Genomic DNA, 24,716 nt, shown 5'->3' with positions numbered 1-24,716 from the left:
TCTCTCACAATCTATCCCAATCCCGAAATTTCGGGACAGGGCTATGTGTTAAAACAAAAACAAAAATGAAAAAAACTATATTCATATTAACCTTATTACTTACTACAGCATTATCTGTTAACGCACAGGAAAAAGTTCCGTTTTGGCAGAATGAGAAAATTAATGAAGATAATAGAGAGCCCATGCACGCCGCCTATTATGTTTTTGAAAATGAAACATTAGCTGCTAAAAACGAATGGAGACAATCTAAAAATTACTTAGATATTAACGGAGCCTGGAAATTTAAATATGTTGAAAATCCGGCTGCGCTTCCAAAAGATTTTGAGAAAACCAATTTTGACGATAAAAGCTGGGATAATTTTAAAATTCCGGCAAGCTGGGATGTAAACGGATATGGATATCCGGTTTATGTAAATACAACTTACGATTTTGATTATTTAATGGCGCCAAATCCGCCGTTTGTGCCAACAAAATATAATCCTACAGGAGTTTACAGACGAGAAATCAACATTGATAAATCATGGGAAGGAAAAGATATTTTTCTTCATATTGGTACAGCCAAATCAAATCTTACCGTTTGGGTAAATGGTGTTTATGTAGGGTATGGCGAAGACGGAAAATTACCATCTGAATTCAAATTAAACAAATACGTAAAAACCGGAAAAAATACAATTGCACTTCAGGTAATGAAATGGAATGACGGTTCGTATTTAGAATGTCAGGATATGTGGAGAATGAGCGGTATTACCCGTGATTCTTATTTAGTTGCCAGAAATAAAGCGCATTTAAACGATTTTGAAATTATTCCTGATTTAGATGAAAATTACGTAAACGGAAGTTTAAAAATCTCAACTCAATTTTCAAATCTAAATACAAAAGACAGTTACACTTTAGACGTTCAGTTAAAAGACGGAGACAAAGTTATTACTTCAAAAGTTATTACAGCTTCAAACGAAAAACAAACATTTGATTTTAAAGTAGAAAATCCAAAGAAATGGAGTGCAGAGATTCCGAATTTATATCAGATACGTTTTATTCTAAAAGATAAAAAAGGGAATATAATTGAAGTTATCAATCACAACGTTGGATTTAGAAAAGTAGAAATTAAAGGCGGACAGCTTTTAGTAAACGGAAAAGCGATTTACATAAAAGGAGTAAACCGTCATGAAGTTGATCCAATTACAGGACAGACAATTTCGAGAGAAAGAATGGAACAGGATATTAAATTGATGAAAGAATTTAATATCAATGCCGTGAGAATGTCGCATTATCCAAACGATGAATATTTCTACGAATTATGCGATAAATACGGAATTTATGTGGTTGATGAAGCCAATATAGAATCGCACGGAATGGGTTATGATATTACCAAAACACTTGGTAATAAACCAGACTGGGAACTGGCGCACATTCAGCGTATGCAGCGTATGATCGAAAGAGATAAAAACCACACATCAATCATTATCTGGAGTATGGGTAACGAAGCCGGAAACGGTTACAACTTTTACAGAGGGTATTTGTGGATTAAAAACCGTGATAAATCAAGACCAATTCAGTACGAAAGAGCAACTGCGGGAGCTTGGGACGGAAAAGATTTAAAATTTGAATGGGATTCTGATATTATCGACCCAATGTACAGTTCTCCAAACAAAATGGAAGAATATATTCTGGCAAATCCAAATCCGTCAAGACCTTACATTCAGTGCGAATATGCGCATGCAATGGGGAATTCAATGGGGAATTTTAAAGATTATTGGGATGTGATTCGTAAATATCCAAACTTTCAGGGTGGTTTCATTTGGGACATGATTGATCAATCGGTTTATAAAAAACTGGATAACGGAACTACAATTTTAGCTTACGGAGGAGATTTTGGACCTAAAGACGTAAAAAGCGATAACAACTTTGTAAACAACGGAGTTTTTACAGTAGACAGAAAACCAAATCCTCATGCTTTTGAAGTAAAAAATGTACATCAAAATATTCACACTTCCTGGGAAAATCAGGAAACTGCGACTATAAAAGTATACAATGAATTTTCATTTAAAGACTTGAGCAATGTCACTTTACATTGGGAATTGTTTTTAGACGGAGTTAAAGATGCAGCGGGAATTATCGATTATCTAGCCATTGATCCAACGCAGTCAAAAACCTATACACTGCCAATTAAATTAGGTGATAAAAAATTTCAGGAAGCCTTTATCAACATTAGTTATCAGTTAAAACAAGAAGAACCATTTTTACCAAAAGGTTTCGAAATTGCAACAGAACAACTGGCTTACAAAGGAACTTGGAAAAATGATATTAGTGTAAAAGGAGATGGAAAAATTACAGTTGAGAAAAAAGTAAATGCAACCGTTTTTAAAAGCGATAAAACTGAAATTACTTTCGACAAGAAAACCGGATTTATCAGTGGTTATTCATTCAATAATCAGCCGATAATAAAAGAAGGATACCAATTGCGCCCGAATTTCTGGAGAGCACCAAATGATAATGATTTTGGCGCTAATTTTCAGGTAAATTTAAAAGCATGGAAAGATGCAACAGAAAATCCAACATTGGTAAACTGGACATTTACGCCAGCTAAAGACAATAAAGTTGTAGTAAAAGCAACTTACAGCTTACCGCAGGTTTCTTCTACTTTAGAATTGAATTATGAATTTAACGGAAACGGAGAATTAGCGGTAAAAGAAGTTTTAAATATTGATAAAAATAAAGAACAGCCTATCTTGCCAAGATTTGGAATGGAAGTAATTGTTCCGAGAGATTTCAGTAATATGACGTATTACGGAAGAGGTCCTCACGAAAATTACATCGACAGAAATTACAGTTCAAAAGTGGGATTGTATACGCAAACGGTTTCAGAGCAGTATTATCCATACATTCGTCCGCAGGAAACCGGAAATAAAACCGATGTGCGTTTCTTAGAATTATCAGGAGATAAATTAAAATTAACCGTAACATCTGACGAATTATTGGCCGTAACTGCTTTACATTTCTTAAACGAAGATTTAGACGACGGACTGCAGAAAGACCAAAGACACGCTGCCGAATTGAAAGAAAGAGATTTAACGAGTTTAAAAATCGATTCGAAACAAATGGGAGTAGGAGGAATAGACAGCTGGCAGGCATGGCCAATGGAAAAATATCTTTTGAGAGAAAAAAATTATCAGTATCAATTTAAAATAACACCATCATTAAAATAATTTAGAATATGAGAATTATAAAATCTTATTTGATAATCGGTTTTCTTGCTCTTGTAACTTCTTCGTATGCGCAGAAAGTTTTCACAGAGAAAGACATTCGTATCATTCCAAAACCAACTCAGACTCTAATAAAAACCGGTGTTTTTGAATTTAATAAAGATACAAAGTTTGTTACCGGCAATGATTTCCAAAAAGATGCTGCCAATGCTTTGGCTTCTAAATTTGCCATTGCAGCGGGATGGAAACCAGAAACAACAACAAAAGCTCCGGCAAGTAATTTTGTTCAGTTTAAAACAGATCCAAACCTAAAAAATGAAGCTTATATTTTAGATGTAAATCCAAATAGTATTGTTATTTCGGCTAAAGGGAATACAGGTTTTTTATATGGTCTGGAAAGCATCAGACAATTACTTCCTGAAGCAATCGAAAGCCAATATGCCGTAACATCTGCAAAATGGCAGATTCCAAGTTTAACGATAAATGATGAACCTCGATTTAAATGGAGAGGTTTAATGCTGGATTTATCACGTCATTTCTTCGATAAAAATTATATTCTGACTACAATTGATCGTTTGGCAATGCACAAAATGAATGTTTTGCATTTGCATTTAGTAGACGATCAGGGCTGGAGAATCGAAATTAAAAAATATCCAAAACTAACAGAAGTCGGAGCCTGGAGAGTTGATCAGGAAAACTTGTCTTGGAACGCCAGACTTGCTGTAAGTGCAGATCAAAAAGGAACTTACGGGGGATTTTTTACGCAGGACGAATTAAGAGAAATTGTAAAATATGCTGCAACAAAAGGCATCGAAGTAATTCCTGAAATCGAAATGCCTGCTCACGTAAGCAGTGCCATTGCATCATATCCTGAACTGGCTTGTTTTGATCAGAAAATTGGAGTTCCTTCTGGCGGAGTTTGGCCTTTAACAGATATTTATTGTGCAGGAAAAGAAACTACGTTTGAGTTTTTACAAAATGTAATCGATGAAGTAATTACCATTTTCCCTTCAAAATATATTCATATTGGAGGAGATGAAGCGACTAAAACCAATTGGGCAAAATGTCCGCACTGCCAAAAAAGAATTAAAGATGAACACTTAAAAAGTGTAGACGAATTACAAAGTTATTTTGTAAAACGTATGGAAAAATACATCAATTCTAAAGGCAAAAAAGTAATTGGCTGGGATGAAATTTTAGAAGGAGGTCTGGCTCCAGATGCAACAGTAATGAGCTGGAGAGGAACAAAAGGCGGAATTGAAGCGGCAGATCAGGGACACGATGTTATTATGACTCCTGAAACACCTTGTTATTTCAACTTTTATCAAGGTCCGCAAAACGAAGAACCTTTAGCTTTTGATGCTTATAACCCGTTAAATGAAGTTTACAAATTTGATCCTGTAGTGCCGACTATGACTCCTCAGGAAGCTGGACACGTTTTAGGCGGACAGGCAAATTTATGGGCAGAACATATTTCTGGGCCAAAAGATTCTGAGTATATGATTTTTCCAAGATTAGCCGCGTTATCAGAAACATTATGGAGTCCGAAAGAAAAGCGTAATTGGAATGATTTTACAACAAGATTATTCTCAATGTTCAAGCGTTATGATTATCAAGGATTAAATTATGCAAAAAGCGCTTATTTGGTAACCGCTTCTTCTACTGCAGATTTAGCTAACAAACAAGTGAAAGTGGAATTAAAGAATGAATTTCCAAATCCGGATATCCGTTATGTTTTAGGAGATAAAAATATAGATCATCACGCTGTAAAATATACAAGTCCAATTGAGTTTAAAGAAACAACTGTTTTAAAAGCTTCTTTGTTTCAGGATGAAAAACCAGTTGGAAAAACATTCACAGACACGATTATTTTCCATAAAGCTGTTGCACACAAAGTTAAGTACTTAACGCCTTTTAATCAAAGTTACAAAGGAGATGCCAATACGATGGTTAATACAATTAGAGGAAGTAAAAATTTCCATGACGGACAATGGCAGGCTTGGCTTGTAAACGATATGGAGCTGGTAATTGATTTCGAAAAACAGGAAAGTATCGAGCAGGTAATCGTAGGAACTTTAGAAAGTCAGGGCGCTGGAGTTAATTTTCCAATCGAAGTAAAAGTACTGGTTTCTAATGACGGAATTAAATACAAGCAAGTTGGAAAAATAACACGTCCGTATGCAGTAAATGCTGTTCCTGAACTGAAAGATTTTAAAATCAATTTTCAGAAACAAAACGCACGCTTTGTTAAAGTGATTGCAGGCAACTTAAAGAAAAGTCCTAAAGGAGAAAGCTCTTGGTTATTCGTAGATGAAATTCTAGTAAACTAATTTTCTAACATATAGAAACATAGATTTATTTCTTGAATGAATAAAAAAGGTATAAAAAAAAACTAGTTTCTAACACATATTTCTATGTGTGTTAATGCAAGTGAAATGCCTTTTTAAAACTATGAAAACTATGTCTCTATGTGTTAAATAAAAATTTAGAAATCTAAGAGATGAATTTTAACAAAATTGAGTAAGGCAAGGACGCTTTGTCTCAACATGTTAAATGTTGATTTTACAATTAAAAAAAACAAAAACAAAACCTAAAATAGAATAAAAATGAAAAGAGGGATATTTATAATCGCATTATTATTTTCCGTTCAAATGTTTTCGCAGGCCATTTATGAAGATGAGCGATATGTACCGGAAACAGATCCGGCAGTGTTGAAAAACTTAGACGAGTGGCAGGGCAAAAAATTTGGTCTGTTAATGCACTGGGGAACTTACAGCCAATGGGGAATTGTAGAATCTTGGTCTATCTGTCCAGAAGATTACGGATGGTGTGAACGTAAAAAAGGAAGCAATCCGTCTAATTATAATGATTATATTAAAGATTACGAAGGATTAAGAAAAACATTTAATCCTGTAAAATTTAATCCGGAAAAATGGGCAAAAGCAGCTAAATATGCCGGAATGAAATACATGGTTTTTACAACAAAACACCATGACGGATTTAATATGTATGATACTAAATATTCTGATTACAAAATCACGAGCAAAGATGTTCCTTTTCATACCAACCCAAAAGCAGATGTTTTAAAAGAAATTTTCAACTCGTTTAGAGGAGAAGGTATTTCAACAGGAGCTTATTTCTCTAAACCAGACTGGCATAATGAAAACTACTGGGATCCATACTTTCCTCCATTCGACAGAAACGTAAACTACGATCCGTCATTATATCCAGAAAAATGGCAGAAATATGTTGATTTCACACACAACCAAATCTTAGAGATCTTAACAAACTACGGTAAAGTTGATATTTTATGGTTAGATGGAGGATGGGTTAGAAAAAGAGATCAGGTTAACATCAAAGAAAACTACGACGAGAAATTTACTGAAAACGAATCTAAAAACGGTTTCATCAAACACAGAGTTGTAGATCAGGATCCTAAAATGGACGAATTGGTTATTAAAGCGCGTCAAAAACAACCAGGTTTAATCGTGGTGGATAGAGCGGTTCACGGAAAAAACCAAAACTATTTAACTCCGGAAGGACGTGTTCCTGCAAAAACATTACCTTATCCTTGGGAATCTTGTATTCCAGCCGGCGGTGGATGGTCTTATTCTCCAGGAGCTGAATACATGACTGGAAGACAAGGTATTCACATGTTGGTTGATATTGTGGCAAAAGGCGGAAACTTGCTATTAAACATTGCGCCAAGTCCTGAAGGAGAATGGGATAAAGGTGCTTACGATTTATTACAGGCTTACGGAGATTGGATGAAAGTAAACAGCACAGCGATTTACAACACAAAACCAATTGAACCTTATAAAGAAGAAAACATTTGCTTTACACAAAATAAAATAGGAAATGTATTTGCATTTTATTTAGCTAAAGAAGGAGAAAATAAAATTCCTGCTGAAGTTACTGTAAAATCGATCAGCCCGAAAAAAGGAACAAAAATTACCATGTTAGGTTCTAAAACTTCTTTAAAATGGACAAAAGAAGGAAACGGATTTAAAGTAATTATTCCAGAAAGCTTAAGAAATAATCTTCCTGCAAAAGAAGCGTGGACTTTAAAAATAGAAGCGATCAACAGATAAAAATGAAACCTATGGTTTTAAATACAAACAAATTTAAAACAGCATGTATTTTATACATGCTGTTTTTTAGCATCATGATTTTTGCGCAGCAACCTGCCGATTTTGTTAATCCATTTATTGGAACTTCCAATTATGGTGCGGCTTATCCAGGCCCAATTGCTCCGCGCGGTATGGCAAGTATCAGTCCGTTTAATGTGGCTGGAGTAAAAAATACACCGATGGAAAAAGACAGTCAGTGGCTTTCGAATCCGTATGTAAATGAAAATACCTTTTTGACAGGATTTAGTCAAGTGAATTTAAGCGGTGTCGGCTGTCCAGATTTGGGTGTTATTTTATTGATGCCGACAACTGGAAATGTAGAAATCGATCATTTAAAATACGGTTCTACTTATTCTAACGAAGTGGCGAAAGCAGCGTATTACAGCGTAAACATCGATAAATACAAAGTAAAAGGCGAATTCACCGCTTCAAAACGAGTTGGGATTAGCAGATTCACTTTCCCGAAAGGGCAATCGAATATTTTATTAAATCTTGGTTTAGGATTAACAAACGAAGAAGGAGCAATGGTAAAAGTCGTTTCTTCTACAGAAATTGAAGGAATGCGTTCAGTTGGTTCATTTTGTTACAATAGTCCAGAAGATGCTTACCCAGTTTATTTTGTGGCTCAATTTTCTAAACCTGCCGATAAATTTGGAGTTTGGAAAAAACCTGCGAAATACAACGGTGTTGAAGCGCAATGGATGGGTTACAACGGAAAAGCCAGAATGATGGAAAATACAATCAAAACCGTTGTAGGGGATAGTATTGGAAGTTATTTTACCTATAAATTCGATAAACAAGAAACGGTTGAAGTGAAGATTGGAATTTCGTACGTAAGTATCGAAAATGCCCGTGAAAACTTAGCAAAAGAAGTTGGTAACAGATCTTTTGATGCAATTTATAAAGAAACCTACAACGAATGGAACGAAGAATTGTCTAAAATTTTGGTTGAAGGTGGTTCAAAAGATGACAATACGATTTTCTACACAGCTTTGTATCACACTTTAATTCACCCAAATACTTTAAATGATATTAACGGACAATATCCCGTAATCAAAAGAAGTAGAATTGCTAAAACCGATGACACTCGTTATACCGTATTTTCTTTATGGGATACGTACCGAAATGTACATCCATTGATGTCTTTGGTTTATCCAAAACAGCAATCTGATATGGTAAAAAGTATGTTGACTATGTTTGATGAAAACGGCTGGTTACCCAAATGGGAATTGAACTCAACAGAAACTTTTACTATGGTGGGTGATCCTGCAAGTATTGTAATTACAGATACGTATTTAAAAGGAATTCATGATTTTGATGTTCAGAAAGCGTATTATGCGATGCTGAAAGGAGCAGATCAGGTTGAAAATAATCCGCTTCGTCCAGGATTGAAAGATTACATCAAAAAAGGATATTTGACAACCGATAATAAAGGCCCGGTTTCTACTACTCAGGAATACAATATTTCAGATTATTCTATTTCGCTTATGGCCAACGAATTCGGTGACAAAGACAATGTAAAACGTTTTAAAGAACGTTCATTATCCTATAGAAAATTATTCGATAAAAACTTAAATCTGCTTCGACCAAGAACTCCTGATGGAAAATGGTACGAGCCATTTGATCCTGCTTCTGGAGCTAATTTTGAAGAAAATGTTGGTTTTATCGAAGGAAATGCCTGGCAGTACGCTTTTATGGTTCCGCATGACATTAACGGATTAAAGAAATTAATGGGAGGTGATCAGGCTTTTTCGGCGCAATTGCAGAAAATATTCGACACCAAACAATTTGATATGGCAAACGAACCAGATATTGCCAATCCGTATTTATTCAATTATGTAAAAGGAGAAGAATATAAATCTCAGGAAATGGTTAAGAAATTGGTTCGCGAATATTTCAAAAATGAACCAAAAGGATTACCAGGAAATGATGATACAGGAACAATGTCGGCCTGGCTGGTGTATTCGATGATGGGAATTTATCCAATATCGCCTGGAGATCCAATTTACACCATTACCACGCCAATGTTTCATAGAGTGACGATCAAATTAGATCCAAGATATTATAAAAAAGAAAGTATCGTAATTGAAAGACAAGAAAATAATGGAGGGAAAATCAATTCGATTGAACTAAACGGAAAAACACATAACAGCTTTTTTATTTCGCACGATGATTTTGTGAGTGGAACAAAGCTTAAAGTGATTCAAAATTAAAACAACACAATTATGTTACAACTAAAAATCAAAAAAACAGCCATTATTTTTGTAATGGCTGTAGGTTTTTTTAACCAAACCTATGCGCAGAAAAAATACCCGTATCAAGATCCAAAATTACCGGTAGAAGATAGGGTAAAAGACTTGTTAAGTCGTATGTCGCTTGAAGAAAAAGCACGCCAGATGGATATGTACAGAGGAGACTTTTTTAAAGACAAAGAAGATTTCGCTAAATCTAAATCGGCAGAAAAAATTGGGAAATTAGGAATTGGAGCTATACATGATCTTTATCCGCGTTCGGCTAAAATGATTAATGATCTTCAAACAAACGTAATAAAAGGAAACCGCTGGGGAATTCCTGCACTGATTATGTGTGAAATGCTTCACGGTTATCTAGACGAAGGAAGTACGGCTTTCCCAATGAATATTGGACTTGGAGCAACCTGGGATGTTGCTGTGATGGACAAAGTGGGTAAAGTAATTGGTATGGAAGCAAGAGCGCATGGAGTTCATTTTGGTTTTGGACCAAACCTAGATTTAGGACGTGAACCACGTTGGGGCAGAGTTGCTGAAACTTTTGGTGAAGATGCATATTTAAACAGTGAAATTGGTTTAGCTTTTATTAAAGGAATGCAGGGAGACGATTTAAAATCAGATCGTTCGATTATTGCAGAGCCGAAACACTTTGCCGTTCACGGTATTCCTCAGGCGGGAGGAAATTCTTCGCCAATTTTGGTTGGAGAACGTTCTGCAAGAGAAGACCATTTGCCATCTTTTGAAAAAGCTTTTAGAAAAGGCGGTGCATTAGGAACAATGTGTGCTTATTCTGAATTAGACGGAATTCCTTGTGCAGCAAACCATTGGTTATTGACTGATGTTTTGAGAAACGAATGGGGTTTTAAAGGTCTTGTAGTTTCAGACTTAGGTGCTATTAAATACATTCAGACAACTCATAAAGTTGCTGATTCTCCAAAAGAAAGTATTAGAGAAGCAGTTTCAGCTGGTGTTGATATGCAGTTTTATGATTTTAGTAATGAATTTTGGCAGAATACAATCATTGAATTAGTAAATGAAAAGAAACTGACAATGGAAAACATCGACCGTGCTGCGGGAGGAGTTTTACGTTTGAAATTCTTATTAGGATTATTTGAAAATCCATACACAGAAAAAAATCTGATTAAAGAGCGTTTTCATACTCCGGAAAATCAGCAGGTTGCTCTTGAAGCGGCGCAGAAATCAATGGTTTTATTGAAAAATGAGAACAACATTCTGCCTTTAAGCAAAAGTTTAAAAAATATTGCCGTTATCGGACCAAATGCAAATGCTTCAAGATTGGGAGGTTATGCTCCTAAAAATAGTGTTGGTATGACAGTTTACGAAGGAGTTAAGGAATTGGTTGGAAAAACGGCTAATGTAGTTTATGAAGAAGGCGTTCCGCTGATTGTAAAAGGGCAAATTATTCCATCTAAATATTTATTTACTCCAGACGAATCTCAAAACGGATTAAAAGGAGAATATTTTAATAACAGAAACCTGGAAGGAACTCCGGCATTGACTCGTATCGACAGTCAGTTAGAGTTTGACTGGCCTTGGGCTCCCGGAGATGGCGTAAATGTGGATGATTTTTCTATCAGATGGACAGGATTCTTAAAATCAGATCAGGCTCTTGACGGCTGGTTAGGTTTAAGTTCTGATGACGGAATTAGAATGTATATCGACGACCAATTGGTAATCGACAACTGGACAAAAGGAGCGACAAGTATGGTTACGACTCCAAAAAACATCGAAAAAGGTAAAAAATACAAAGTCCGCATTGAAATGTGGGAAGGAGGCTGGGGAGCCAGAGCACATTTCCGATGGAATTTAGAAAAAGTAAACTTACAGCCGGCAATCGAAGCGGCTAAAAAAGCTGATGTTGCAATTGTGGTTTTAGGAGAATCGAACGAGTTGGTAGAGGAAAATAGAGATGTTGCTTCTTTAGACTTATTTGGAATCCAGCAGCAATTAATTGAAGAAATTCAAAAAACAGGAACTCCAGTAGTTTGTGTATTATTAAATGGCCGTCCGCTTTCTACAAATTGGATTGCTGAAAATATTCCAGCAGTGCTTGAAGGATGGTTTCCTGGAGAGTTAGGAGGAAGAGCAGTTGCTGATGTTTTATTTGGAGATTACAATCCGGGTGGAAGACTGCCAATTACAGTTCCAAAATCAGTTGGGCAGTTACCTATATATTATAACCAAAAACCATCTGCTATTCATAAATACGTTGCAGAGAGTGAACATCCTTTATATTCATTTGGTTACGGATTAAGTTACACGAAGTTTGAATATTCTAATTTAAAACTGAATACTGCTGAAATTAAACCAAACGGAGAAGTAAAAGTTTCTGTAGATGTTAAAAACGTTGGAGACAGAGATGGAGACGAAGTGGTTCAGTTGTATATAAATGATGTATATAGTTCTGTAACGACACCCGAAAAGACATTAAAAGGTTTCAAAAGATTAAATATCAAAAAAGGAGAAATTAAAAATGTCGAATTTACACTTACTTCAGATGAGCTATCTCTTTGGAACAGAGAAATGAAGCGTGTTGTAGAGCCTGGAGATTTTGAAGTTATGGTGGGCGGAAATTCGACAGATTTACTGAAAACGAAATTTAAGGTTTTGAACTAAAAAGAGTTAAAAAGGATAATATGTTTAACGATTAAGATAATTAAAAAAGAATGCTGTTAAAAAAACGATAAATCACTTAGATTAATTCGATGTAAGGTCAGGAAATATAGAGGATTAGGACTACAATTTAAAACGTTTTCGTACCCTAAAAAGATAAATGTATGACGAACACCTTTTCAAACTTGTCATTTGTCGAAATTATATTTTGTTAACAAAATGTATTCTTAAGTTTAACATGTTATTAACTCAAAAAACAACTAAATATGATCAAGGACGTACTAAAATTACTGTTAGTGATTTGCTTATTTGGATTCCAAAGTATGCAGGCACAAACTACAGTAAAAGGAACGATAACAGATGCTCAAAGCGGAATTCCGATCCCTGGAGCAAATGTTGTTGTTAAAGGAACAAAAACAAGTACCTCATCAGATTTTGATGGGAAGTACACGATTACAGTTCCAAATCAATCAGCAGTTTTGGTTTTCTCTTATGTTGGTTCAGCTTCAAAAGAAGTAGCCGTAGGAACTCAAACTACAATTAATGCGGCTTTGGGAGCAGCAACCCAACAATTAGGAGAGGTAGTTGTAACGGCTCTTGGTATTAAAAGAGAGAAAAAAGCAATTACGTATTCAGCTCAAAACGTTGCAGTAGGAGAGCTTTCAGAAGCAAGATCATTAAACGTTGCCAACTCACTATCGGGTAAAGTTGCGGGTCTTAACTTCTCTACAACATCAAATGGTGTTGGTTCTTCTTCAAGAATTACATTAAGAGGTAACAGATCTCTTAATGGTAATAACCAGCCATTATATGTAGTAGATGGTGTACCAATTAGTAATGGTACTACAACAGGTAACCCTGATATTGATACAGGAGGTACAACACAGCCAGATGGTATTTCGAACATTAACCCAGAGGATATTGCTTCGATGACAGTTTTAAAAGGACCTTCTGCAGCTGCTCTTTACGGTTCTAGAGCATCAAATGGTGTAATTGTAATTACAACTAAATCTGGTAAAGCAGGAAAAACTTCAGTTTCGTTATCATCTAATTTTATGGCTTCTTCTGCTTATAATTTGATGAACTTACAAAATGAATACGGACAAGGAACAAATGGAAATTATGTTTCTAATTCAAGTTCAAGCTGGGGAGCACCGTTAGACGGACGTCAGGTTTCTGCATGGCAGTTGGTTCGTAACCCAAATTATACAGGGCCGGCGACACAAAGCTATTCTCCACAGCCAAACAACGTAATCGACTTTTACAAAACAGGTTACAACTTAGCTAACACATTAACTGTAACAGCTGGTAACGAAAAAGCACAAGGATATTTCTCTTACACTAACACACGTGCTGAAGGTATTGTGGGAGGAAATGCAATGGACAGACACAATCTTAACTTAAGACTGACTAGTAAAATCTCTGATAAATTATCATTAGATGTAAAAACAAACTACATTGTTCAGGATATTGATAATTTATTAAGAACAGGAGAAGAATCTATTGGTACATCTGCTTATTTGTTACCTCGTAGTATCGCTTATAACGATTACAAAAACTATGAATATATTGATGCTGCCGGACAAAGACAAGTAAACTATTTTCTTGACGAAACTGGAGCTCCTGGTGGAAATCCATTCTGGTCAGCTTTAAGAGATGACGCTCGTACAGATAAAAGAAACAGATTTATTGGTTTAGCGTCTCTTAAATATGAATTTACAAAAACTTTAAGTTTACAAGGTAGAGCTGGTTTAGACCAAATGACGAACAAAAACGTAAGAAACAGATATGCTACAAATGCATTTAACAGCAACATGGGTTCATACAGTGAATCTTACGAAACTGTTAGCGAGTTAAACGTTGATGCTTTACTTTCTTACAATGAAAAATTCGGAGATTTTTCTATTGGACTTAATGCTGGAGCAAACGCATTGCAACAAAACAGTTCAGCTTTAAATTCTGGCGGTGTTTTAAGTAAAAGAAACTTCTTTGCATTATCTAATGTACAAACAGTTCAATCTACTTCAACTGCTTCAGAAAAAAGAATCAATTCGGTTTATGGATTTGGTCAGATTGGTTTTAGAAACTATTTATTCTTAGACGTAACAGCTAGAAATGACTGGTCTTCAACTTTACCAAACGATTATTTCTACCCATCTTTCGGTTTGTCTGCTGTTATTTCAGATATGGTTAAACTACCAGAAACAATCAGTTTTGCAAAAGTTAGAGCTTCTTATGCAGAAGTTGGTAACGATACAGATCCTTATCAAACACAGCAAAGATTCTCTTATATTGGAGGGAATGGAGGTATGTTATACGGACAAAGCACACAGGCTAATCCAAACTTAAAACCTGAGATTTCTTCTTCTACAGAATTTGGTGCTGACGTGAGATTCTTCAACAACCGTTTAGGATTAGATTTTACTTATTTTAATTCATTAACTAAGAATCAAATTTTCTACATCAATACACCTGAGTCTTCTGGATTCTCTAGAGCTGTTGTAAACGGTGGTGATATTGAAAATAAAGGTATTGAGGTAACACTTACAGCAACTCCAATTCAAACACAAAACTTTACATGGGATATTACTGCTAACTATGCTTCTTATAAGTCAAAAGTAAAATCAATCTACGAAGGTAGAGATGAGTTAGTTCTTGGAGAAGGACGTTTAGTTAGAAGTAAAGTTGTTGTTGGCGGTGAATATGGTGATCTATACATCAAAGGTTTCCAAAGAGGTCTTGATTTGAACACTGGTGAAATGAAAATTCTTGTAAATAGTGCAGGTATTCCTTTAGCTACAAATGGTTTTGATTTTCATGCAGGAAACTTTAATCCAGACTGGACTGGTGGTTTGAAAAATAACTTCAAATACAAAGATTTCTCTTTAAGTTTCTTAGTTGATTTCAGAATTGGTGGTGAAGTTATTTCATACACTCAGGCAAGACAAGCTGGTTTAGGGGTGAGTAATGTTACCTTAGCAGGAAGACAAGGTGGAATCGTTGTTGACGGTTGGGTTGAAACTTCTACTGGTTTTACTCCAAATACTACAAGTATTACAGCTGAGCAATACTGGACAGCTATCGGACAAAGAACTCCTGTTGCAGAACCATTTATTTATGATGCAACAAATATCAGATTAAGAGAGCTTGTTTTTGGTTATTCATTACCAAAACGTTTATTAGGTGATTCAGGATTCTCAAGCATTGATTTTTCTTTAGTAGGCAGAAACTTATTCTTCTTCGTAAATAAAGCTAAATATTTTGATCCAGAAGCAGGTTCAGGAACTGGAAACTTGCAAGGTATAGAATCTTTCAACATTCCTTCAACGAGAGATTATGGAGTTAATGTGAAATTTGGATTTTAATTAAAAAAAGAGACAACATGAAATATAGTTTTAAAATAAAAACATTAGGAGTTGCATTGATGGCAGTTTCTATTTTGTCAAGCTGTACAAAAGACTTTGATGAAATAAACAAAGATCCTAATTCGTTGACAGAAGATCAGCTTGATGCTACATTAGCGGGACCAGCATTTGCTTCTGCTTTGTATGCAGGTATTCACAACGGATCGTATTCGTCTCCAGGAGTAGATGACCAAGGTACGTGGGGTATTGCAACCGGTATTTTGTCTTCAACTTTTATCCACTATTTAAACTGTGGATATGGTACTGAAAGAAATGCTTTCGTTAATGGATATGAGGGCAGAGGATGGACAAGATTTTACACTGTTGCTGTTCCGGCATTAACAAATGCTGTTAAAGCATCTGAAGGAAATGCAGAAGCATTGGCGGTACTTAAAATCTGGAAAGTTTTTATGTATAACCAAATGGTTGACGCTTATGGACCAATTCCTTACACTGAAGCAGGTAACGGAAAAGAAAAAGTACCTTACGATAGTGTAGAGTTTATTTACGAAGATTTCTTTAAATTGTTAGATGAAGCAAACGCAGTATTGTCTACTTCTTCTACAGCTACAGTTGCATCTCTTTCTCCAAACGACAGAGTTTACGCAGGAAGTGTAGACAAATGGAGAGTTTTTGGAAACAGTATGAGACTTCGTTTAGCAATGAGAATTTCTGATAAAGAGCCTGCAAAAGCTAAAACTCAGGCAGAAGCTGCGGTTGCTGCAGGAGTTATGCAGACAAATGATCAAAGCGCATTCTTTAAAGCAAGTAACATTACTCCAAACAATTTAAACATGATTGTAAACAGCTGGGGTTATGTAATGACAGCTTCTATGGAAAGTATCTTAGTTGGATATAACGATCCGCGTTTAGCAAAATGGTTTGCACCGCTTGATGCTGCCGCTGCAACTAAAGTGTATAGAGGTAATCCGGTTGGAGGTTTAGAAGATCAATTTGGAACTACTAAATTCTCAGCCTTTAATAATGATGTTTTAGGAAATGGTGCAGCTAATAACCTTAGTGAAACAAAAAACATTGAAATCTTTATGGCTTCTGAAAACTATTTAACCAGAGCAGAAGGTGCTTTAAATGGATGGAACATGGGCGGTGATGCCAAAACATTGTACGAAACAGGTATTAGATTATCTCTAGCTCAATGGGGAATTACTGATGCAGCTGCAGTTAATGCTTACATCAATGGTTCTACATTACCAACATTACCTAATATTTTAACACTTTATCCAACTTTAGATTTACAAGATATCCCTGTTAAATTGCCTGTAGCGTGGTCTGCATCTGCTGCTGATCAGCGTACACAGATTGCAGTTCAAAAATACTTAGCTATTTTCCCTGAATCTTGGGAAGCTTGGGCAGATTTAAGAAGAAGCGATGCTAAAGTTATATATCCAGTATTAAACACAGATAATCCAGATGTTGGTGTTGGTAAATCTTTAATGAAAAGAATTATTTATACAACAAACGAATATTCTTCAAACAAAGAAGCTGTTCAGGATGGTGTTACAAAACTAGGCGGCCCTGATACCGGAGGAACAAAACTTTGGTGGGACACTAAATAATTAATTTGGTTGAGTAAAGAGACACACACTCTTTACTTAAAAATTCAAAAGGAGAGGAAACTCTCCTTTTGTTTTATATAAAAGTTAGATTATGAATTTAAAAAAATATTATTCAGCATTTTTATTGATTTCGATTTTAGTTTCTTGTACCTCAACTAAAAATGAACCGAAAGCAATTAATATCACTCAAAATTATATTGCAGAGAAACCTGTTACAGCAGCCAGCCACGCCTCAACATTAGTAGAGTTAGAAAACAATACACTTTTAGCAGCCTGGTTTGGCGGGAAATACGAAGGAGCAAAAGACGTCGGCATTTATATTTCATCTTATAAAGAACAAAAATGGTCAGTTCCTAAAGAACTTATCAAACCTTTAATTAAAGACGGAGACACACTGCCTTGCTGGAATCCGGTTTTGTTTAAAAGCAAAAGCCAGAATTTGTATTTGTTTTACAAAGTGGGAAAAAATCCAAGAGAATGGTTTGGTGCTATGATTGTTTCTAAAGATGATGGAAAAACGTGGAGTAATTCAAAATATCTTCCCAAAGGTATTTTAGGGCCAATTCGAAACAAGCCCATCGAAACAACTCCAGGCGTTATTTTATGCGGCAGCAGTACCGAAAGTGTTGACGATAATAAATGGAGGGTTTTTATAGAAACCTATACAGAAGGAACAGACAGCTGGACAATTGCAGATATCAACGACAAGAAAAATTTTGATATTATTCAGCCCACATTTTTAGTTCATTCTGATAAAGAAATTCAGATTTTATCACGAAGCCGACATAATAAATTAATTTCAAGCTGGTCTGAAGATAACGGAAAAACCTGGCAGAAAACAGACAGCATAAATGTCGTAAATTCTAATTCTGGAGTTGATGCTGTAACATTATCAAATAAATCATTTTTATTGGTAAACAATCCTCTAAAAATGGGAAAAGACTGGTTTAACGGAAGAAATGTTCTGGATGTAGAATATTCTAAAGATGGTGTAAACTGGAAGAAATTATTTGATCTGGAAAATCAAAAAGAAGGCGAATTTAGTTATCCGGCCATTATCCAGACTTCAGATAAAAAAGTTCATATATTGTACACTTATAATCGAAAGTTCATTAAACACACCGCATTTGAATTAAAATAAAAACAGAAATTATGCAAAAATACTGTCTTGCCTTAGATTTAAATAACCACCCGGATTTAATTGCAGAATATATCGATTACCACAAAAATGTCTGGCCTGAAATTCAGAAAAGCATTAAAGATTCTGGAATTATCAATTTAGAGATTTATAATGTCGGCGATCGTTTGTTTATGATTATGGAAACCGATGATAATTTCTCATTCGCAGAAAAAGCAAAACTAGATGCAGAAAATCCAAAAGTGCAGGAATGGGAAACTTTAATGTGGAAATTCCAAAAAGCACTTCCCCAAGCCAAATCTGGAGAAAAATGGATTTTAATGGATAAGATTTTTGAACTAAAATAAATTTTTATGGCACACGAATTTAACGGATTTGCTTCGCAAAAAAAGCTGATAAATACAGATTTATAAAAAAAATCTGCGTGCATTTGTGCTTTCCGAAGCAAATCCGTTTCATCCGTTTGCTAATTTTAGACAACTATAATTATGAAATTTTTTATAAAGATAAACTTTGCTTATGGTTTGTTACTTTTTAGCCTTACTATCAATGCGCAAAAAAATAATCTAGCACAGACATTTTATAAACACGATAAATATCTTTCTTCAGATAAATTAGAAGGCCGTTTCGTAGGAACGAAAGGAAATAACGATGCAGCAGCTTACATCAAAAAGTACTTTAAAAAATATGGTTTGCAAAAGTTCAATGATACTTATGATCAGCCTTTTAAAGTGTTTGTAAAAGAAGGAATCAATAAAATGAAATCCGACAGTGTTTCGACCCAAAATGTTTTTGGATTTATTGAAGGTTCTGATGAAAAACTCAAAAATGAATTTATTGTTATAGGTGCACATTACGATCATTGGGGCTGGGGCGGAAAAGGATCTGGAAGCAAGAAAAAAGATACCATAGCCATTCATAACGGTGCAGATGATAATGCTTCGGGAGTTTCGGCTTTGTTATGTATTTTAGAAGAAGTTTCGAAATTAAAAATTAAACCTAAAAGGAGTATTATTTTTATTTCTTTCAGCGGAGAAGAAGAAGGTTTATTAGGCTCTAAATATTTTGTGAATCACTTACCTGTCAAAAAAGAGGCCGTAAAAGTAATGTTGAATATGGATATGGTAGGAAGATTAAATGCTGAGAAACAAATCTATATGGGCGGTGCAGGAACTTTTCCAAATGGAATAGAACTCATGAAAAAATTAGGAGATAACAGCGGGCTAAACCCAGTTGTATTCGCTGGTGATGTTGGCGGATCTGATCACGTTTCTTTTTACAAAGCTTCGATTTCTGCCATAGGATTTCACACAGGCGGGCATCCGCAATATCATACACCCGAAGATGATATTGAATTAATTAATTTTGAAGGAGGCGCTTTGGTTTCAAAATATATTTGTAATGCCTTGGTAAGCATTGCGAATTATAATGAAGAATTGATTTTTATAAAGCAGGATTAGAAGTGAAAACTGCGCAAAACCAGTGACATTTGCGCAGTTTTTTGTTGAACACGCTAGAGAGTGAAAGATTTTTTTCTTTGTTTTGCCTACTTATTTTTTCAGAAATCCACCATTCTTATCATAAAGTAATAAACTCTCTTTTGCTTGAAGATGTCCTTGTTCTGCTGCTTTTTTTAGATACTTAAAAGCGAATCTTTGTGTCTCGTTATCAAGAAAAGTTAATTTTTCTTTGTTAACTATTTTTTCTTTGTTAACAAACTCATTCATACCATATAAAATGGAATAAACATCATAACAAGCCTGTTTGTAACCATATTTGTTTGCCATTAATATAGATGTACATAAATACTCTTCCTTATGACCGCTTAAAGCATATATACTATATAGCTCTTTATATCCTAAAGTATCTCCGGCAAATAATATTTGGTCACTTAATGCTCTAACCTTTTTACAGGAACTCCATACAAGGAGATTAATCAAGCATCTTTACAATAAATACTATCAAACTTTCAAAAGTGTAGCTTTTTGGCACTTTTTTTTGAAAAATATTTTTTTTGTGGATAAATAAGTGTTCCAAAATGAGACTGTGTCTTATCTGTGTCAAGAATTAAGAGATTTTTCGTTTATCACATCGAGTGTATCGACTGTAATATGTGTACAGTTTATAGTGCGGGGAGGTAATTTGACGCTTCAAATCTGGCAATTTATTAGTGAAATAGCCGATACAGGCAGGGAGGAGCTCGGAAGCTATGATTTACATTATGTCTAGGACTCAGGAGCAAATACGTGCTAAACTTAAACTTTAATGTTCCTTATAAAGAGAAAAGCCACTCCGTTATGGAATGGCTTTATATAGTATTGAATTTATTTTAATTAGGTAACAATTTGCAATTAACTCCAATTTTTTCAGCTTCCTTAAAAAATTCAATTGCTAAATTTTCGTCATCAATCTCTAAAATTATTCTATCATCTTCTAAAAGAGCATCTACATTTGATTTTGATTCCTTTAACGACATTCCTAATTTATCCATTTGTAACTTTGTAAGTGAAATTTTTTCAAGTCCTTCTCTCCAGCTTTCTAATATTACTTTTGCCATAATTTAATGTACTTTAATTGTTATTGGTGACGGTATTTGTCCTTTATATTTACCTGTAGTTCTTCTACCTCCTTGTATTATTACTTCCTTTACGTTGTATTGACGTCCTAAATCTCTTGCCATATCCCATAAAGATTCTCTACCTACTTTACCAGCAGAAGAGCCTTGAAGGTGTAACTGATTCAAGTATAACTTACCCTCTTTTACTGTAAAGTTTGAGATACCTTCAACTGTTTCTTTTCCAACCTTTGAAGAAAACATCATTACGTCATCTTCAACATGTAGTATCTTAACAAGACTTCCAGCATTTTTACTAACATTTTTAGCGGTAATTCCTTCAACTCCTGCGACAACCCCAGCTGTACCTGTCTTATATTTATTAGCAGTTCCTAAAGTAAATAAATCCATTACACCAACTCCAAAACTTAATGCGGCTCCTAAATAATCTCCTTCTCCCATTTTGTCACTACTTTCAATTGTAGCTCCTAAAACAGGAACTGCTAATAACAATTGTTTAAAGAAACCTGGCTCTTTCTTCTTTGGAGGGTCTTCACTATCATTTGAACTACTTTCTGCTGTTGCTTGTGACAATGCCTCATCAAATGATACATTTTTATCACCGTCAGTATAAACTCCTTTATTGCCTTTGTCATGTTCTTCCCAATTATATGTAGCTTGCATACCATCAGGGTCAATGAAAAACACAGGATTATCTAGAGCATATGTATAAGGACTGTATCTTCTTGATGTTTCTGCCAACGGGTCAATGTTCATCCAACGTCCGAGAGCAGGGTCATAATTACGTGCTCCATAGTCGTACATGTTAAGCCCAAGCTCGTCTTGAAGCTCTTTTCCATTGTACTTATACTTTAAAGCAGTATTAGTTGAGTTAATCCCGCTGTTATATCCTATATGTTTTAAACCAAACGGATAATAATTGTTTTCTTCCTGAATGACAAGGTTTTTGTCATAACTTAAACGGATATTACCCAGATGATCCTTATACTGGTACACGTATTTATAAGAACCTGCAGAAGGCTCGATATAACCTTCGGCTGTTGGGAAAAACTTCAGTACGCCGTTTTCATACTGGTACCCTCCAAGATAATCAGTAGTGATAACCGTTTTTCCTGCCTCGCTTACAATCTTCTTTAATTTTTGTCCCTGCGCATTGTAAATATAAACAATATTTCCTGCAGAGGCAAAGGTTACTTTTGCGGGAAGATTAAGATGGTTGTAAGTAATAGAGGTGATGTTTTTATTGGCATCAGATACCATGTTTCCGTTAAGATCATAACTGTAATCATCTCCTGTATTGGCTCCATCAGTAAAACCAAGTGCCTTGTTACTGCTGTCTGTTACTTTAGCCAGCTGGTTGCTGTTATCAGCATTGGCATAAGTGTAGATTAAATTGTCGATCTGCTGGGCACTCTCACTGTTTCCGTTACGGATAAGACCGGTAATATTTCCGTTTTTATCGTACCATAAATTTTCATTGTAAGCATTGTTTACTGAGCCTGCTTTAGCAGAAATACTTTCTTTTAAACGGTTCAGGTTATCGTATTTATAGCCGTAAGATCTTACAATACCATTATCTGAGTTTGTGGCCCACTGGGTCTCAGATATGTTTCCGTTATAGAGTCCGTTTACCCCGCTGAAAGAAGAAGGGGCATTATAATTGATCTTAAAGGCAAACAAGTCTTTGGGTCCGTCCGTCTGTGCGAGAGAAGATACATTATTAATACCTGTGAGCCATCCGCGGATGTTGTAGGTATAATTGATATTCTGGGCGTTGTTTCCAACCTTTTTAGAGATAAGCTGTCCCAGCTCGTCATAGGTGTTATCGGCAATAAGCTCAACAGGTCCGTTGTTTATCTGATGGGTCTGGGTCATTAATCGGTCCTGTGCCGAGTAGGTAAAAGCATCCTTGACAGTGAATTCAGCATCTGCTGCTGTTCTTTTATGTCTGGTGATACTGTACTGTGTTTTTCCTGAAAAATCGAGTTTGGTATCGGTATAGGTATAACCTCCTAAATGATTCTGCAGATATGCCCTGACAGGTCTTGCCTTGTCGTCATAAAGAGTAACAGCAGTTTCACCTTGCGTTTCAGTGCTCAAATTCAGTGCCCTTGTCCATGAACCCGAGGCAAGTCCTTTGACCTGCGTGCTGTTTAATATATCCTGTCCTTCTATGGATGCCGGTACAGCAGGGGCGCCCGGGAAGACATAATTATCATAATAATTAACCGAGAGAAGCTTAAAATCAGAAGGAGACACCGTATTGCTGTAATAAGCCGGTATTCCGTCCAAGGTTCCAGAAGCCGCTCTGGTTTCGTTAATTACAGAGGCATTGTTCTGAGCATTCTGCATGGAGGCCCTCTGTGCAGAATTTACTATTGCAGAGGCCGTCCATCCGGTATAAACCGGGCGGTTAAAAACATCGTATTTGGTAATGATCCATCCTGCAGAGCTTAAATCAGAAAACGGGGAATAGGCAGGTCCTGAGGCCGTAACACGATCAAGTTTATCATAGACAATAAACTCCCATTGTTTTCCCGGCAGTTTTTTCTCAGCCAGACGATTGCGGTAATCATATTTATACTGATAGCATAAATTATTTAAAACAGCCTGAGCGCCGTTGTTAATCACAGCCGAAAAAGTACTTCCTGCCTGAGCATGAAAACCATCTGTTAATCTAATAGAGTTTGAAGCCGTTAAATGCAGGGAAGTTTCCCGAGTTACAGTAATATTTGAGGTTAGATCTGCCTGCAGGCCTGCTGAGCCTTCTATTAAATCAACCGCTTTAGGCGGAATAACATAGGTGAGATTTCCGTAAATATCATAAACATAATAAGTGTCGTGCTTTACCTGGACATCATAAGTCCTTTTTAATACCACCTGTCCTTCTTTGTTTTTAAATTCAACCGTTGAACCGTCTGTTTCAAGTGGAACAGAAGCTGTGTTTTCATCATAGGTAACGGTTTTATAAAGCTCCCCGGCAGTATAATGGCCGTTAAGAGAAAGGGTAATATCATATAATCCTGATGCCGCATTCCACTGTGTATTGGCAGAGAAGAGTTTTACCTCTGCAGAGGCATTAGTCTGATAGTCCATTTTTATTTCATGTCCTGATCCAGAGTACCATGCATTTCCTGGAGCGGCCTGTTTGAGCACCCTGTTCAAAGGAGAGGCTTCAAGCTCTTTTCTGCTGAAAGGATAAGAGGTGGCTTCAAGGGCTGGGTTTCCGTTAAGAGCCGGGTTAGGATTTCCGTAATAAGACATCACTTTTGCTCTGGCCGAAGGGTCAAAAGTCATATTGGAGGTTTCTGCTTTAAAAGGCAGGTATTCTTCAGCCTGTCTTCCAAAACCGTCGTATTCGATATGAGTGATGATATCCATGCCGGATTTGGACTGCTGTGAGGCAGTCTGCTGAACGGGTCTGCCCAGTCCGTCAAAATAGGTGATGTCCTGCGAAGCCTGAGAAATGGAAGGTGATGTTATAGGTGTGGTGCTGGGCACTTTGTATTTTACAGCTTTAATGTAATTCTCGCTTTGTGTCTGGCTTTTTACCAATAAAGGAAACAAAACCAAAAGAAGTTTTAAGAAGTTTTTCATGATGCTTTTGGTTTAGTGTTTGTAATTGTACTGGTTCTCAGAAAGGATATTCCCTTTGTTGTCTTTTACAAATTCAAGTCTTCCAAAACTGTCGTAGGTATAGGTTGTGGTCTGTCCTTTCGGATCAGTTATGGTGCTTACCCCTACAAGCGGAATGTAGGTATAGGTAGTAACCATGGCATTGGGCAGATTAGCGCGTAAAGTGTTTA

The 24,716-nt window shown here is 35.9% G+C and carries 14 protein-coding genes; 10 read left to right on the top strand and 4 right to left on the bottom strand.

Translation table 11 applies throughout. The features are described from left to right. The first annotated feature begins 65 nt into the window (after window positions 1-65). From ACTJIW_RS19965 to ACTJIW_RS19920, 10 genes are all read left to right on the top strand, one after another. Window positions 66-3,206, top strand: a complete 3,141-nt coding sequence (locus tag ACTJIW_RS19965; protein ID WP_440716819.1) for a glycoside hydrolase family 2 TIM barrel-domain containing protein — start codon at window positions 66-68, stop codon at window positions 3,204-3,206. An 8-nt stretch (window positions 3,207-3,214) separates the two neighbouring features. Further along, a complete protein-coding gene (locus ACTJIW_RS19960; protein ID WP_440716818.1) occupies window positions 3,215-5,533 on the top strand; it encodes a glycoside hydrolase family 20 protein in 2,319 nt (772 codons plus the stop codon). Between the two features lie 276 nt (window positions 5,534-5,809). Continuing rightward, complete coding sequence (locus ACTJIW_RS19955; RefSeq protein ID WP_440716817.1) at window positions 5,810-7,294, top strand: alpha-L-fucosidase; 1,485 nt, start codon at window positions 5,810-5,812, stop codon at window positions 7,292-7,294. A gap of 11 nt (window positions 7,295-7,305) precedes the next feature. Continuing rightward, window positions 7,306-9,546, top strand: coding sequence for a GH92 family glycosyl hydrolase (locus tag ACTJIW_RS19950; RefSeq protein WP_440716816.1), 2,241 nt, complete (start codon window positions 7,306-7,308; stop codon window positions 9,544-9,546). Between the two features lie 12 nt (window positions 9,547-9,558). Further along, window positions 9,559-12,219, top strand: coding sequence for a glycoside hydrolase family 3 N-terminal domain-containing protein (locus ACTJIW_RS19945; RefSeq protein WP_440716815.1), 2,661 nt, complete (start codon window positions 9,559-9,561; stop codon window positions 12,217-12,219). Between the two features lie 263 nt (window positions 12,220-12,482). After that, window positions 12,483-15,581 carry a SusC/RagA family TonB-linked outer membrane protein gene (locus ACTJIW_RS19940; protein WP_440716814.1) on the top strand — a complete coding sequence of 1,033 codons (3,099 nt, stop codon included), beginning with the start codon at window positions 12,483-12,485 and terminating at the stop codon, window positions 15,579-15,581. Between the two features lie 17 nt (window positions 15,582-15,598). Then, window positions 15,599-17,197 (top strand): SusD/RagB family nutrient-binding outer membrane lipoprotein, encoded by a 1,599-nt coding sequence (locus tag ACTJIW_RS19935; protein ID WP_440716813.1) that lies wholly within the window; start codon window positions 15,599-15,601, stop codon window positions 17,195-17,197. A 91-nt stretch (window positions 17,198-17,288) separates the two neighbouring features. Beyond that, window positions 17,289-18,338, top strand: coding sequence for a sialidase family protein (locus ACTJIW_RS19930; RefSeq protein ID WP_440716812.1), 1,050 nt, complete (start codon window positions 17,289-17,291; stop codon window positions 18,336-18,338). 11 nt (window positions 18,339-18,349) lie between these two features. Continuing rightward, window positions 18,350-18,682 carry an L-rhamnose mutarotase gene (locus ACTJIW_RS19925; protein WP_012024117.1) on the top strand — a complete coding sequence of 111 codons (333 nt, stop codon included), beginning with the start codon at window positions 18,350-18,352 and terminating at the stop codon, window positions 18,680-18,682. Window positions 18,683-18,823: 141 nt separating this feature from the next. Then, window positions 18,824-19,795 (top strand): M20/M25/M40 family metallo-hydrolase, encoded by a 972-nt coding sequence (locus tag ACTJIW_RS19920; RefSeq protein WP_440716811.1) that lies wholly within the window; start codon window positions 18,824-18,826, stop codon window positions 19,793-19,795. Window positions 19,796-19,885: 90 nt separating this feature from the next. On the opposite strand, the gene ACTJIW_RS19915 is transcribed toward ACTJIW_RS19920, so the two are convergent. The 4 genes from ACTJIW_RS19915 to ACTJIW_RS19900 form a co-directional block, all read right to left on the bottom strand. Further along, window positions 19,886-20,275 carry a hypothetical protein gene (locus ACTJIW_RS19915; protein ID WP_440716810.1) on the bottom strand — a complete coding sequence of 130 codons (390 nt, stop codon included), beginning with the start codon at window positions 20,273-20,275 and terminating at the stop codon, window positions 19,886-19,888. Window positions 20,276-20,664: 389 nt separating this feature from the next. Next, a complete protein-coding gene (locus ACTJIW_RS19910) occupies window positions 20,665-20,892 on the bottom strand; it encodes a hypothetical protein (protein ID WP_440716809.1) in 228 nt (75 codons plus the stop codon). Between the two features lie 3 nt (window positions 20,893-20,895). Then, the gene (locus tag ACTJIW_RS19905; protein WP_440718478.1) at window positions 20,896-24,507 is read right to left on the bottom strand and encodes a DUF6443 domain-containing protein; all 3,612 of its coding nucleotides are present in this window, start codon (window positions 24,505-24,507) and stop codon (window positions 20,896-20,898) included. A gap of 12 nt (window positions 24,508-24,519) precedes the next feature. Continuing rightward, window positions 24,520-24,716: hypothetical protein (locus ACTJIW_RS19900; protein ID WP_440718477.1), on the bottom strand; the 197-nt coding region annotated here is incomplete at its 5' end.

This window comes from Flavobacterium sp. 22659, assembly GCF_052044235.1.
Lineage (GTDB): Bacteria > Bacteroidota > Bacteroidia > Flavobacteriales > Flavobacteriaceae > Flavobacterium > Flavobacterium johnsoniae.
Note: the sequence above shows the minus strand (reverse complement) of the source record. Positions and strands in the feature narration are given on the sequence as shown.